Source organism: Legionella saoudiensis, assembly GCF_001465875.1.
Classification (GTDB): Bacteria; Pseudomonadota; Gammaproteobacteria; order Legionellales; family Legionellaceae; genus Legionella; species Legionella saoudiensis.
This window is the reverse complement of record NZ_LN901323.1, coordinates 423,670-438,653: the sequence shown is the minus strand read 5'-3', so window position 1 is coordinate 438,653 and position 14,984 is coordinate 423,670. Positions and strand designations below refer to the sequence as shown.

Sequence of the window (14,984 nt, the reverse complement as noted above, 5' to 3'; positions counted from 1 at the left end):
GGTGATAGATTTTTGAAAAAACTGCATTATAAATGCATTTTTTTGCAACAATATATAAAAAGGTTGTCATTTCATGAGATGTAATTTAATTGGCGCGGGGCGTTTAGGTAAAAACATAGCATACGCATTAAATGCGGCACAAATTATTACTTCTCTTAGGATATGCAATCGCAACCTGACAAGTGCTGTACAAGCCTGTGAAGATATTGGTGTAGGGCTTGCGGTTGCCGAACTTAAGCAGCTACCAGAAGCAGATGTTACTTGGTTGTGTTGTAATGATGATGTTATTGCGCAGCTAGTCGCAGAGCTCGCTCGTGAAGCTAATTTAAAGCCGGGAAGTTTTGTCGTCCATAGCAGTGGGGTATTAAACTCTTCGCTACTGGCCCCCCTAAAACACTTAGGATGCTCCGTCGCCAGCTTTCACCCTTTAAAAGCATTTAAGCTAGGCTATGTAGACGCTTCAGCATTTCATCAGGTTGATTGTGTCTTAGAGGGAGATGCCGCGGTTTGTGATTGGCTAAAAACCTCCTTTACCCAACTAGGCGCTTATGTCTCCAATATGCTTCCGCAAAATAAAGCCATGTATCATGCCGCAGCGTGCATTGCCTCAAATTACTTAGTTACTCTTATGGCCTACAGCGAAGAATTACTGGTAAACGCAGGGTTGCCTGTGGAGCAGACGCGAAGGATGCTGACTAATTTGGCACAAGGCAATATTAATAATATACAGCACGTAGCATCCATTAATGAGGCACTCACCGGTCCGCTGGCTCGAGGCGATATCAATACCATTACCTTACATTTAGAGGCGCTTAAAGATCCTCAGCTACGTCAATTATATCAGGCAGCAGGACAAGCTACCTTGCCCTTAACGGTATTGAGTGCAGAGCAAAAAAAGCAAATAGCGGCTTTGCTAGTAGAATAAGCCATTGTTTCACGGGAAACATGTAAATAAAAAAGGTTTGCTTGCACTTGTAGCGCTTAGTCAAGGCTTTCCTAACGCCAGTAGTAAGAGAGACACGTCATCCTCATGAATTAATGAGGGCACCTAGTCCATGCCCCATTTAGGAGATCCTTCGCGATGCTCAGGATGACGAGGCGCCACCACATTGGTGTTACGTTATTAGAGGCCGGGACGAGCAATAACTTCCTCTTGCTGCTCCTGTTTTTCACGTCTATCGCCAATTTTTCTAATATCATCCAAGGCCTCCCTAAAATCAGCGGAGTGCACTTGAACTAACTGTGCACGTGAAGGCAACAAATTACCATCCGTAGCGCGAACTCCTCCTTTGCGCCATTGCACCGGTTCCGGAGCATCCTCTAAAACTTCTTTTTCACCTTCAGCAACCACCTTTTGCTTAGAATTAAGTTCAGCGTCAACTACCTCACGTTCTACATGGGTATCATTTACAATTTTAGCTACTTTTGCTTCCTTAACCAATTGAGCTTTCTGGTAATCTTCTTGTGCAATATGTAACCGATCCATGAAGGCTTGGTGCTGTGCGTTGACTTCACTCTTATGTTGGAAATAACTGGGTGCTGCAAAGCCAAGTAACGCGCCAATAGTTCCTAACACTCCACCCCATTTTTCGCGGGCAAAAGCAAAATAGCCTTTAGGTTGAGGCCCTTCCCAGGCATCGGTAGACTCTTTAGTCAAATTTTTATGAGCCTGCATTTTGCCGGCCTTACCTTGCTGTAAATGCTCCAGAGTAGACTCTTCCGCGTAGTTACGATTGAAAAGCCCTGCCAAGCCTCTTTTCGCATTAACTTTCGCCGCAGCACCCTGGTCAACAGCACTAATAATTGAAGGCCCGGATTGTAAATGGTTATCATATTTAGAATCTAATGCTTGTTTTAAATTCGCTGTAGCTTTAGTAACCTCTTTGGATGTTTTTGCCTGAGCTACTGCATTAATCGCCTGCACAATTGGGTCATTTTGTTGGGAGGCAACGCTATCTAAAACCGCAACCCGCCCATTAATTGCCTGAGCGCGCTCATTACCACTCTTACAACCCGCAATTGATGCCTGCTCCACAAACATGCTCATGGATTGAAATAATTTTGCATGTTCATGGGAATGATGTAAGTTATTCGCCATCATTGCTTTTAGAGCTATTTTTGCGGACTCAACCGTTTGCTCTGCCGTACTTAATTGCTCATCAACAACACCACGCCCCGCAGTTTTTGCCCAGCCTGCTTTTACATCCTTAATCGCCTTCCTCGCCTCTTCTGCTTGTGGGGACTGTGAAAAGTACGCAGGGCGATTATCATCGCTTAAATAGGCTTTATACGCCTTAAAAGCATCTTCTACTCGGGCTCTTTGCGGATCATCTTTAGCAACCAAATTATACATCATTGACATTTCAGTCATTAAAGTCGCTTCATTTCTTAACTTATTCCAGCCATATCCCAAACTGTCGCCAAAACCATTAACTGATATATTTTGCACCAAACAAAAAACTGGAGGTTCTTTGTCTAATTGCGCTGCGTTATAATTATGAGCTCCGCTTAATATATATTGAGCCCCTTGGGATTGCTTGTTTTTACCGCCTTCAAAACTGTCATTAAGTGCGGTGTGAAGGTTATAGGTAAAGGCTTTAATTCCGGTAGGCCCATCATCAACCTGTTCCCCAATTTGGTATTTATCACGAATATGATTCAGTTTTACTTCAACATCGGCAATCGCATCTTTCGGCTTAATTTTTTCTTTCACATCAAGTGACGGAACCCGAATCTGGATTCTTGGCGGGCCTTGATTTGCATCGTCATGCGCAATAGTAATCAGGCGGCGATCGGCAAGATGTTGCGCTCCAATACCACGATCATGGGCGGTCACTTGAGAACCGGCGATTAACGTAGTTTGCCCCATATCATGGTCTATATGTACCACATCATTGGGGGTTGCTGTAGTAATTTCGGCAGTATGCTTCAAATGAAGGTCTTTGATTTCTTTCTTAGTTAAGATCACACCCGTAGCTCGGGTAATTTCTTCAACCAAAATCCTATGTGCTTCAGTAGAAATATTTTTACGTGCTTTATCGAGAGCTTGCACCAGTTTTACATCATCAACTTCACCTTTTTTGGTGGCTTTTGCTAATGAGTCTTTTACTGCTTGCGTAATGAGCTCTTGCACTCGAACCATAGCCGCTTCATGCGCCTGGCTCATTTGCGCTTCCGTGAAACGACCTGCTGCCGCATAGCTTCGCGCGGTTAGCGCTAAATGAAAATGGTATTCTTGTTGCAGAGGAATAATACTGCCACGAATTCCCATCAATGCCTGTTCTTGTTTCTCTTTTATCTGATCATCATCAGTTAATCCATTCTGGGCGAGATTATATTGCTCGCGATATTCTTCTTTTAAACCATCAAAATCAGGAGAGGGATTACCAAGAACATCTAAACTTACGGTAGTTACTGGAGTAGGTGTATGCCCGAGATTATCAAATTGAGCAAGCTCTTCTGTGGTTAAGCTTACATTAATCAGTACACGCCCTTGAGGATCAAAGAGTAAAGGCCCTGTGCTGGGATCAGCCAACCTAGCTAATGCCTCTTGTTTTGCTCGTTCAGCCAGCAATTCAATGTAGGCTTTTTGCTGTGTTTGTTGTTCTTTCAACATATTTTTGTCCCCAGGTTGCCTTTATAACTAAATTTTAGCAGAAATTGTAGCCAAATTAAATAACTTTAGCCCATAAAAGCATCAATTTCCTCCTGTTTGGGTAAAAAATGGCTTCCTTATGGTCCCCCTTTGTATATAACAGTCTTGAAATGAGATTCCAATTGTATACAACAACAGTTAAGGTGTAGTGTTTAATGGCTCCGAGCTTCCTTTAGCAGCCTTTTTCTCCTGACGACGTTCTTGCCAGCTTTGTAGCATCACATAAAAAACTGGAACAAATACTACCGCAAGGCAAGTTGATGCCAACATTCCACTGCAAACCGCAATTCCAATAGAGCGGCGAGCGTTAGCTCCAGCTCCCGTGGCAAATACCAAAGGCATAACCCCTAAAATGAAGGCAAAAGAGGTCATTAAAATAGGACGAAAACGAGTCTTTGCACCCAGTAAGGCCGCTTCCATGATGGGTTTTTTATGCATAAGCCGTTGCTCACGCGCCACTTCTACAATTAAAATCGCATTCTTAGCGGCTAAGGCAATTAACAGCAAAATACCGATCTGGGTATACATATTATTCGCTAATCCCAAAGCGGATAACGCCAAAACCGTACCAATCAAAGCTAAAGGTACACTTAATAAAATAGATAAAGGCGTCACCCAATTTTCATATTGCCCCGCTAGAATGAAGTAGACTAAGATTAGGGATAGAAGGAAAATGTAGTAACTCATATTGCCCGCTATCTTTTCCTGATATGCGGTACTCGTCCATTCAAAAGTAATCCCCGCAGGCAATACCTGTTTGGCCACGCGCTCCATTGCCGCCATCGCCTGTCCCGAACTATAGCCTAGAGCTGCAGCTCCATAAATATTGCTGGAAGGATATAAGTTATATAATGAAATTAATGAAGGGCCTACGGTTGGGCCAATATCGGTTAAAGTACCTAAAGGAACCATAGCGCCAGATTCATTTTTAACATAATAATTACGAACATCCTCGATGCTCATGCGATAAGGTGCATCCGCCTGCACATACACTTGAAACACTTGCCCAAACTTGGTAAACAAATTTACATAGGAAGAGCCTAAATACGTTTGTAAGGTATCGGAGGCATCACCTATTTTTACCCCTAATGATTCAGCCTTAGTACGGTTAATGGGGGCCGAAACCTGAGGCACAGAAGCCCGAAACGAGGTCATTAAGCGCTGCAATTCTGGCTGCTGGCTAGCATAACGTATCATTTGATCAGTTGCTGCTTGCAGTTTGCGATAATCAAAGGAACCATCCTGCAGTTCAAGCTGCATTTGGAAGCCTCCAGAAGTACCTAGACCTTGGATCGGTGGTGGCACCATGACCAGCACTTTAGCATCTAAAGTCTTCTCAGCAATTTCATTAAGCTTGTTGTAGAGAGGTAATAAGCCTTCCGCCTTGCCACGAACACTCCAGTCCTTAAACATAATATATAAAACACCGCCATTAGCTAGGCTGGAACTGTTATCCAATAAAGAAATGCCATCTATTGTAATCACATCGGCAACACCACCTATTTTAGAAACTTGATCACTTAAGCGATGTAATACAGCTTCTGTTCTTCCCAGGCTTGCTCCATCGGGCAATTGCACGTTCATCATCATATAACCTTGATCTTCGATGGGAATAAATCCTGTTGGGATACGGCTTAAACCTAAAATTGCCAGCAAGACAAGGATAATTCCCACAGCGCAGACCAGTTTATAACGATGTATTAAACGATCCATAAAGCCAATATATTTATCTTCAATGGGGTTATACAATTTATCAAAAAAGCGGAAAACCGCATTTTTTTCTTTATGTGGATCTACAGGTTTAAGCCATAAGGCGCACTGGGTTGGCTTTAAGGTCATCGCATTAATCGCACTGATAAACGCTGTGGCGGCAATAACTAAAGCAAATTGCGCATACATCGACCCAGTTAACCCAGGCATAAATCCGGCCGGTACAAATACGGCCATCAATACCAAAGTAATGCCAATAATGGGGCCTAGTAATTCTGACATTGCTTTAATAGCCGATTCTTTAGGAGGACTTCCATGTTCAATATGCTGACTTACCCCCTCAACAATCACAATCGCATCATCCACCACGATACCAATCGCTAAGACCAAAGCAAATAAGGTCAATAAGTTAATCGAGAAGCTTAGTAAAAGCAGTGCAAAAAAAGCACCAATAATGGTTACTGGTACCGTTGTAGCCGGTACTAAAGTCGCACGGAAATTTTGTAAGAATACGAGGATTACAATCAGTACTAAAATACCTGCCTCATAAAGAGTTTTATAAACTTCATCAACAGAAGCCTTCACGAAAATGGTCGTATCAAAAGGGATTGAATACTTCATCCCAGGAGGAAAATTTTTCGCCATTTTAGCTACAGCAGTACGTACCGAATCAGCAACCTGTAACGCATTAGCGCCAGGAAGCTGATAAATTCCAATCGCTGCAGTGGGTTGATTATTTAATTTGGCCAATTGATTGTAACTGGATGAGCCCAACTCCACGCGACCAACATCGCGAATACGTACTATCTTGGCACTGCTGCTGCCATTGGCGCTTTCATTCGTTTGGGTAGCCACGGTTTTCACAATAATATTGGCAAATTGCTCTTGATCAGCGAGCTGTCCCGGCACATTCACCGTAAACTGATAAGCTTGAGTCCCTTGAGTTGGTTGCCCACCAATTTGACCTGCGGAAACCTCTTGGTTTTGCCGGCTAATTGCATTTAACACATCACTAGGGTTTAACGCATATGAGAGCATTTTTTGTGGGTCTAGCCATATGCGCATGGCATAATTTCCCGTACCAAAAATAAGTACGTTACCGACTCCAGGTAAGCGCGCTAACTCATTTTGCATGTTAATCGTCGCGTAATTATTCAAAAACAAGCCATCATACTCGCCGTGCTCTGAAGTGAGGGTAATAAATTGCAAAATTGCCGTCGATTTTTGTTCAACTACTACCCCTTGTTTTTGCACTGCATCCGGGAGCTGCGCCATTGCAGCTTGTACCCGGTTTTGTACCAATACTTGGGCAAAGTTCAAATCGGTACCAATTGCAAAGGTAACAATGAGGGTGTACGTACCATTATTAGTGCTGGTGGATTGCATGTACAACATTTTTTCCACCCCATTGACCTGTTGTTCAATAGGAATACCGACGGTATTAATGAGAGTTTTCGCATCGGCTCCAGGGTAGGTAGTCGTCACCTGGATCGTGGGAGGCACAATCGCAGGATATTGGGTTACGGGTAAAGCCATAACAGCGACCAACCCCAACAATACCAGTAAGAAGGCAATCACATTTGCTAAAATAGGCCGTTCGATAAAAAATTTGGAAATCATTTGGCGGTGCTCTCACTAGATGAGTCTGTTTGTTTTTGCGGCAGCACTTTGTTACCCGGAGTCGCATTTTGTACTCCTTCAACAATCACATTATCTTGTGCATCTAGCCCCTTAATAACTCCGCGTACTCCTTGTTTGGCACTACCCAGGGTGACTCGTTTTAAAACCACCTTATTTTCTTTATCTACGACATATACATAAGGACCAATTTGATCGTAGAGTATAGCCGTATCAGGTACAGTCAACTGCTGTTGTGGCTTAGTCACAGCAATACGGACTTGAACGAAAAGCCCAGGGAGGAATAAATGCTCTTTGTTGGGTAGCTTTGCCCGCAATTCCATCGTTCCGGTGGCGGCATTCAAACCGGTATTCACGAAATCCAGTGTCGCCTTGTATTCCTTATTGGGATCACTTTGTAGACTAATGTAAACCGGAACCTGATTGAAATCTTTAGGTGTAATACCCATTTCTTTTGCCGCGGCTCTTAATTTAATTAAGTCCAATTCGTTCAGGTTAAAATAAACATATAGGGGGTCAATTTGTTCAACCGTTGCTAAATTAGTTGCTTGCCCATTACCGACTAAATTACCTACATCCACCAAATGCCGACCGATACGACCGTCAAAAGGTGATAAAACATGGGTATAACTGTAGGTGATTTCCGCATTAACGGCTTCGGCTGTGGATTTGTCAATTTCAGCACCAACCTCTTGGGTTTTAGCCAGCCATTTTTCCACTTCATTTTTGGAGGTAGCGTTTTGTTTGAGCATGCGCTGTTGGCGCTCATATTCCGATTTGTTATAGGCATTTGCCGCCTTTTGTGCCGCCACCGTGGCTTGAGCTGCTTTTAATTGCTCCATATAAGGTTCAGGTTGAATAACAAATAATTCTTGGCCTTTTTTTACGAAGGAGCCATCCACAAATTCAATCTTTTCAAGATAGCCTGCAACCCGCGCCACCAAGTTAACTGAGTTAAATGCAACCGTAGAACCTGTTTGCGTCACATACTCCACCAATTCCTGGCGTATGGGCTTTTGCACGACGACCGAGGGCGGGGGTATTTCCACGACTTTAGGCTTAGAAAATAAATGGGCGATCAAGTAGATCAAAAATAAAGCAGCTAAAACAATGCCCGCATATTTCACTGATTTTGAGTTTTTATTAAAATTCATTCTGGTTACCATTTTGGCAAATAAAGTTCTTTAATTTTCTGTTTTCTCGTAGTCGGTGGCAGATGGTTTTGTGGTTTCAATAAAGTCCCCCAATTGGTCCGTGCCGCCATTTCTGTTTTAATTTGTTGTGATACCACATCGTCACTACCACGAATATCCCAGCCTCCGCCAAGCGCTCGATAAAGTGCAACTAAGGCCTGAGGGATAGTGCCTTGAGCATTAACCAGTGAGGTTTGCACACTTAACTGTTGCTGTTCTGCATTAAGCACTGGAGTAAAATCTGTCTCCCCTTCTTTGTAACGAATTAAGGCCAACTGTAAGGATTTGGTCGCAGAAATATTTGCTTTTGCTAAGAAACGCTCCGCCTTTTTTGCCTCAATGTATGCGGTAATATTGTCTTGTACTTCTTGCTGGGCTTTTAATACCACATTGACATAATTTAATAGGGCTTGCTGGAATGCTGCATCCTGGGCGCGCACTGCATTAGTAATTTGTCCATAGTTTAGTATGGGCCAGGTAAAGCCTGGGCCTGCTGAAATATTGCGATTGGACCAATGGAATAAATCACTAACAGATGATTGGCCAATGCTATTAGAGGAAAAGGCAAAAGCACCACTTAAGGACAGCGCAGGAAAGAGGTTTGCTTTTTGCGCCCCAATAGCTGCGGACTGGCCGATGGCATCTAAACGTGCTTGTTGCACATCAGGACGTCTGGCCATCGTTTCTTTAGGAATACCTATGGCAATGGAACGCGGCGCTTTGGGAATTCCTTTGCTTTTGTGAATGACGGCATCGATATTATTAGGAATAGTTCCCAGCAATACGGCAAGTGCATCTTTTTGTTGTTGTAAATTCGTCACAATTGAGGGTAAGCTGGCTTCTGTTTGCCCCAATTCGGTCAACGCTTGCTCCACATCCACCATGCTTGCTTGTCCAGCATTAAAACGTGCACGCGCGATATTTAAACCCATTTTTTGCACCACAATATTGGCTTTCGTGATTTTTATCTGCGCTTCATAGGTTCGGATTTTAATATAGGTCGTCGCTACATCTGCAGTCAGAGTGGTCAAAGCATTATCGTAGGCTGCCAGAGAACTTAAAAAGGCTGCGTCTTTGGATTGGATTGCTCGACGATATTTACCCCAAAAATCAATTTCCCAATTGGCGGAGAAACCCATTAAGGCGGTATCAAATGATTGCGGTAAAATTTGTTGCAAAGAAGTACCGCCAATTCGGTTATACGTGTAATTTCCCAACATGGTTTGCTGTTGCGGATATAATTGGCCAACACTCTGTGCCAATTGCGCTCTGGTTTGTAATACCTTTACCCCTGCCGCTTGTACCGATAGATTGCTGCGATAACCTTGGTAAATAATAGCGGATAGAACCGGATCATGAAATTCCTGCCACCATTTAGTGTCTTTAAATGGTTTCTCTTTCACAGAGACATCTTTTTTTGCCCAATGCTTGGCGACTTGTTTATTCGGCTCTTTATAATTAGGGCCGACCATACAAGAACAAAGGAACAGGCAAACTACAACAATAAAAGTCTTCAGCATGGAGCTAGTATTTCCCTATTGCAACTGTTTTTCCTTTACTCCACGTGATACGTCATCCTAAACGCAATAAGGGCTTTTAAAGTCCAGGCCTAGTCTAGTCCGTGGGGGTAAGTGATTACTAATTTGTAGCATACACAAGACTTTATCATCACTATTTCTAATTTGGTAGTGAATTTTGAGATGAGTGATTTGTATGTATGGGTGTAGGTTGGGCCATGGACCCAACCTACCAAATCATTGGCCTACCTCATTTTATATTATTAGGGCTCAGTAACCTGCAATTGGGTTACATTCTGCAAGCCACGCGGTAAACGATTACCTCGACGCCCACGCTCCCCTAAATAATGCTCCAAATCTGCCCCTTTCAACGTGAAATGACGTTTTCCAGCGTGTACGGTGAGAGAAGCCTGCTTGGTGAGTACTTGTACATCAATGACATACTCTTCACGCGATGTGGCTTTAGCAGAAGGAATGCTGATTAACTTATTCCCTTTACCTCGAGATAACTCGGGTAACTCATTAATAGGAAAAACTAATAATCGGCCCACGCTGGTGGCACAGGCAACTAAGAGCTCTTCATGATTGGGTATGATTCGCGGTGGTAAAATAAGGCTTGCCTCAGGCAATTTAATACAAGCCTTGCCATTACGATTTTTCACATACAAATCGCCAATAGTAGCAATAAAACCATAGCCTGCATCACTGGCTAATAAAACCTTTTGCTCAGCCTCTCCCCCTACAACCGTTTCAAATAGAGCGCCCTCAGCGGGATTTAATTTACCAGTAAGAGGCTCACCTTGGCCACGAGCCGAAGGTAAGGAGTGCCCAGGTAAGGAGTAAACCTTCCCTTCACTATCAAAGAAAAGGATTTGTTGGTTCGAGCGGCCTGGAGCTTGTGCCTTAAACTCATCCCCTGCTTTATAGCTAAGCTCTGTACCATTAACATCATGACCTTTTGCCGCACGCACCCAACCATTTTTGGAAAGCACCACGGTGATGGGTTCATTGGGTAGAATGTCTTCTTCTTTTAACGCCTGTGCTTCTTGGCGCACAATAATGGGAGAGCGTCGTACATCTCCAAATTCATCACGATCGCGAATAATTTCCTCTTTAACTAAGTTTCTTAGCTTGGTTTCACTCGCTAAGGTGCTTTGTAGTTGATCGCGTTCTGCGGATAAGTCATCTAATTCCCCGCGTATTTTAATTTCTTCCAATTTCGCCAAATGGCGCAACTTCATTTCTAAAATAGCTTCGGCTTGCCGTTCACTTAAATTAAAGCGGGCAATGAGGCCCTCTTTAGGGTTATCGTGTTCGCGGATAATGGCGATCACTTCATCAATATTTAAGTAGGCGATAAGTAAACCTTCTAACACATGAATGCGTTCCAGAACTTTTGCCAAACGGTATTCTAAACGACGGGTGACTACCCCGATACGATAAACTAACCATTCGTTTAAAATGGTCAATAGATTTTTTACTTTGGGCTTGCCATCAAGGCCGATCATATTAAAGTTCACGCGGTAACTGCGTTCTAAATCGGTGGTGGCAAATAAATGCGACATTAATCCATCCACATCAACTCGATTGGAACGTGGAATAATAACCAAGCGCGTTGGATGTTCATGATCCGATTCATCACGAAGATCCTCAACCATCGGCAATTTCTTTTGCTGCATTTGCAAGGCAATTTGTTCCATCACTTTCGCCCCAGACACTTGATAAGGTAACGCGGTGATGACAATGTTTTGCTTTTCCAAACTGTAAATAGCTCGCATTTTAATAGAACCATTGCCAGTCTCGTACAAGGTTGAAATCATTTCCGGTGGAGTAATAATTTCCGCCTCGGTTGGGAAATCAGGACCTTTAATATGTTGATTAATCGCCGCTAGATTTGCTTGTGGATTTTCCAACAAGTGCACGCAGGCATTCGCGACCTCGGTTAAGTTGTGCGGTAAAATATCCGAGGCCATACCTACGGCAATACCGGTAGCCCCATTTAACAGAATATTAGGTAGGCGTGCGGGAAGTAAGGCCGGTTCTTGTAAGGTGCCATCAAAATTGTCAACCCAATCAACCGTCCCCTGCTGCAATTCGGAAAGCAGTACCTCCGCATAAGCAGATAAGCGTGCTTCCGTATAACGCATGGCTGCAAATGATTTCGGATCATCAGGTGATCCCCAGTTCCCTTGACCATCAACAAAGGGATAACGGTAAGAGAAAGGCTGGGCCATTAAGACCATCGCTTCGTAACACGCGCTATCTCCATGAGGATGGAATTTACCTAATACATCCCCGACAGTACGTGCGGATTTCTTGTGTTTAGCGGTAGCCTTTAAGCCTAATTCCGACATCGCATAAACAATACGTCGTTGTACTGGTTTGAGTCCATCAGCAATATGAGGTAACGCTCTATCGAGAATAACGTACATGGAGTAATCAAGATAGGCTTTTTCCGTAAATTCGGTGAGTTCTTTTCGTTCGGTAACTTCATTCATAATTTTATTTTCATCGTTATCTATTAAGACTATTTAACCATTGCTCTGGGCTCTTGCCTAGCTATTTTACCAGAGGAAAGGGAATGTTAGATATATATACAGCCTGCAAATTGTGAATAACTTTATCTTTTTTTTCGGGCGTCCTCATTATATCTAGCTAACTTATTGATTTATAAATAAATTACTGGATTTTGCTCATCAGTACCCATGAATAACCTGTGGATAACCTTGTGTATGAACTTAGAATAAGTCGGCTAAGTTATTGTAAGTTCCGGGGTTTAGGGTAGAAAAGTCGTTTCGCGTGTCAGCAGAGTCACCCTTCATGATCTTACATCTAATTGGATATTCTAATTTTATGAAGAGAAGATAACTCTTTGGAACACGCGGTAATGCCGTGTTATCTTCGCAAAATATCCTCAAGTGATGAATGCGACCGATTAATACTATTATAGGCAATAGTTTCCAATAACTGCACATCCATAATATCGAAATAGTTAAGGACTTCACTACAGTAGCTTAAGGCATCCTCACTAGTACATCTTAGCTCAAGATCTGCATGCATCATCGCCTCAACTAAAGTGATAATGGCCTGCTCCCAAATACTGAAATGAGATTTATTCCAGGAAAATTTAGGACTTTTATTTTCAAAAGAAACCTTATAAATCTCGGGAAATAAATGCATGGTGACGATGCCCATGGCATAAAGATCAACACAAAGTAGATCGGCATTAATTTTGGGATCCAAATATTCGCAGGTCCAACCAAACGATTTAAACGATCCTTTTTTATGTGTTGTCCCAAAATCGATAAGCCGCATGGACAAATCGTCTAGATTTAACACAAAATTTTGACACTTAACATCACCATGTTTACGGTGATGTTGGTGTAACGTATTTAAATCCTTTAAACCAGCACTAAGGCAGAGCAACCTTGCTTTTAATGGGATTTGTCGCAGTTCATCGGCGCTATAATAATGCATACCCTTGCCATGCTGCCATTCTGAAACCACATTGATACTCTCATTTCTTATGAAAAAAGATGCGTTACGCCCCAATAAGCGATTATATTTAACCTCACGTATGCCTTCCTGCACCTTAGCATGTCGGTGCAGTCTCTTAATACTATAAAGAGGGATCTGGGCCGTAGCAGACTCATAGCCCTTTTTTACAGAACCACAGCCTCCCTGCTCTTGATCGCCATGCTCAATGAAGAAACGAGATGCATTATCTAATATAAATTCCGACCGCTGCGCGCCAGTATCTTTTCTACTATATTTCGTTATTGTGGACTGAAAAACCGGGGGAAATTTTTCCACTGCTCGCTCAAAGGCTATTGCAAAAGAAGCTTGATCTAAGAGCTTTCTATATTTTAAATCCTCTAATAAGCTATTGAGCCTCCTCAGGTTGCTGATAGATAAAGAAAAAATGGCTTGTAGTTGGGATTTATTTATAGTTACATTACTTTGCTCCAGCAGATCAAATAGACCGCATGCTATTCTTTTAGTTAACACACACTCAACACATAAGTTTAGCGAATCTTGCTCTAGTAAATTTACTTTTTTTAAATAATTAATTGCTTTATAAAGAGCAGAACCATCTAATTTATTATTTATTAAATCCAGAATTAATTCTTTATTCTCGTGTAGCAATGATTTCTCTGATAAAACACCCAATATTCGTGTTAATGAAAAAACCTCCCTATTACATACCTCAGCAAATATTTCCTCATCAAGTAAACCATACTGTTGTAACAGCTCGAATGTTCTCATTTTTTCTATAAAAAATTCATAACTCTTTTTTAAAAGGAGCGTAAATGTCGCATTATTTAAAATAAGCTTTTCAGAGCTGCTTAATATTGGTAATAACTTATCAAGATAAAACAAGCTATTGCTGGCGCATAGTGCTTTAATCACCTCGTTGTTAAGAGGTACTCTGGCTTTATTGAGTTGCACGAGTAGCCTTTCTAACAAAAAAAGATGAGTTAATTGTGCAATCAACTCGAAACATTCCTCATTTAAACAGCAGGCTTTTTGTAGTTCTTGCATTACATTAAACAATGAGGATACTTCCTTTATTCGCGTCTGCAATAAACTAAGGGCTATTGGTTTAAGCAAATTTCTGTTATGTAAAAATCGCAATAACTGCTCAATTACCCTTTCTTCCATTTCTATTTGGGGAATAATTGCTAAAACTACATTTAAAAGCTCTTGGTTTAAAGGAATTCGAGGTTGGGGCGAATCACTGCAAAATACCCGTTGTAAGAACAAATGTATATGGAGTGGTTGCTCATAAATAGCCGCAAAATTTTTTTCGTTAATTAATTTTAAATTAGATAAAACTATATAAAGCTCAAAAAAATATGGGCTGGCAAGCTTCTGCTTTATCGTTTGCATTAGCTCTAAATTACTATTCGGCTGTGCAATTTCAGGAACTTCCCTAAGTAACCTAAATACATCCTCGGCGTTTAACTCATAATCCTCAGGCATATATTTGAACCGCTGCACAAATTGCCTCAGCCGTTTAGCACGATCGTGATCGCCCACAAGATATTTGCGTAGGTAAAATGCTTCTTCATACTCTTTTAACTGCTGGCGTAACTCCTGTAATTTCATATAAAGTCCGTTTAAAGCATAGGAGTGCTTCATGCTATCACAGACAATGAGGATGAACAAAATATAGCCGTATGTTGCTCATGCAATGGCATTTTTATTTAATAAAGAAATTGAACTTGTAAATTGGAAGAGAAACCGGATAAAGCATGCGCTTTATCCGGT

At 42.0% G+C, this 14,984-nt stretch carries 7 protein-coding genes; 1 reads left to right on the top strand and 6 read right to left on the bottom strand.

Annotation, left to right across the window (positions count from 1 at the left end; all coding sequences use genetic code 11):
- Positions 1 to 73: 73 nt before the first annotated feature.
- Positions 74 to 925 carry a Rossmann-like and DUF2520 domain-containing protein gene (locus tag BN3124_RS08140; RefSeq protein ID WP_058534301.1) on the top strand — a complete coding sequence of 284 codons (852 nt, stop codon included), beginning with the start codon at positions 74 to 76 and terminating at the stop codon, positions 923 to 925.
- Between the two features lie 198 nt (positions 926 to 1,123).
- Here the strand turns inward: BN3124_RS08140 and BN3124_RS08135 are convergent, their stop codons facing one another.
- The 6 genes from BN3124_RS08135 to BN3124_RS08110 all read right to left on the bottom strand — a co-directional run bounded on the left by BN3124_RS08135 (position 1,124) and on the right by BN3124_RS08110 (position 14,822).
- Positions 1,124 to 3,616 (bottom strand): hypothetical protein, encoded by a 2,493-nt coding sequence (locus BN3124_RS08135; protein ID WP_058534300.1) that lies wholly within the window; start codon positions 3,614 to 3,616, stop codon positions 1,124 to 1,126.
- Between the two features lie 177 nt (positions 3,617 to 3,793).
- The gene (locus tag BN3124_RS08130; RefSeq protein WP_058534299.1) at positions 3,794 to 6,985 is read right to left on the bottom strand and encodes an efflux RND transporter permease subunit; all 3,192 of its coding nucleotides are present in this window, start codon (positions 6,983 to 6,985) and stop codon (positions 3,794 to 3,796) included.
- Positions 6,982 to 8,157 (bottom strand): efflux RND transporter periplasmic adaptor subunit, encoded by a 1,176-nt coding sequence (locus BN3124_RS08125; RefSeq protein ID WP_149865230.1) that lies wholly within the window; start codon positions 8,155 to 8,157, stop codon positions 6,982 to 6,984. The genes BN3124_RS08130 and BN3124_RS08125 overlap by 4 nt, the downstream gene beginning before the upstream one ends.
- Positions 8,158 to 8,162: 5 nt before the next feature.
- Positions 8,163 to 9,716, bottom strand: a complete 1,554-nt coding sequence (locus tag BN3124_RS08120) for an efflux transporter outer membrane subunit (RefSeq protein ID WP_058534297.1) — start codon at positions 9,714 to 9,716, stop codon at positions 8,163 to 8,165.
- A gap of 260 nt (positions 9,717 to 9,976) precedes the next feature.
- Entirely contained in the window at positions 9,977 to 12,211 is a 2,235-nt protein-coding gene (gene parC, locus BN3124_RS08115; protein ID WP_058534296.1) for a DNA topoisomerase IV subunit A, read from the bottom strand.
- 397 nt (positions 12,212 to 12,608) lie between these two features.
- Positions 12,609 to 14,822: a protein kinase domain-containing protein gene (locus BN3124_RS08110; protein ID WP_058534295.1), complete on the bottom strand. Its 2,214-nt coding sequence runs from the start codon at positions 14,820 to 14,822 to the stop codon at positions 12,609 to 12,611.
- Positions 14,823 to 14,984: the final 162 nt, after the last annotated feature.

What these genes read in the sequence shown, in the direction of transcription:
- BN3124_RS08130 (WP_058534299.1), bottom strand. Translation starts at nt 6,985, where the DNA reads ATGATTTCCAAATTTTTTATCGAACGGCCTATTTTAGCAAATGTGATT.
- parC (WP_058534296.1), bottom strand. Translation starts at nt 12,211, where the DNA reads ATGAATGAAGTTACCGAACGAAAAGAACTCACCGAATTTACGGAAAAA.
- BN3124_RS08120 (WP_058534297.1), bottom strand. Translation starts at nt 9,716, where the DNA reads ATGCTGAAGACTTTTATTGTTGTAGTTTGCCTGTTCCTTTGTTCTTGT.
- BN3124_RS08125 (WP_149865230.1), bottom strand. Translation starts at nt 8,157, where the DNA reads ATGAATTTTAATAAAAACTCAAAATCAGTGAAATATGCGGGCATTGTT.
- BN3124_RS08135 (WP_058534300.1), bottom strand. Translation starts at nt 3,616, where the DNA reads ATGTTGAAAGAACAACAAACACAGCAAAAAGCCTACATTGAATTGCTG.
- BN3124_RS08140 (WP_058534301.1), top strand. Translation starts at nt 74, where the DNA reads ATGAGATGTAATTTAATTGGCGCGGGGCGTTTAGGTAAAAACATAGCA.
- BN3124_RS08110 (WP_058534295.1), bottom strand. Translation starts at nt 14,822, where the DNA reads ATGAAATTACAGGAGTTACGCCAGCAGTTAAAAGAGTATGAAGAAGCA.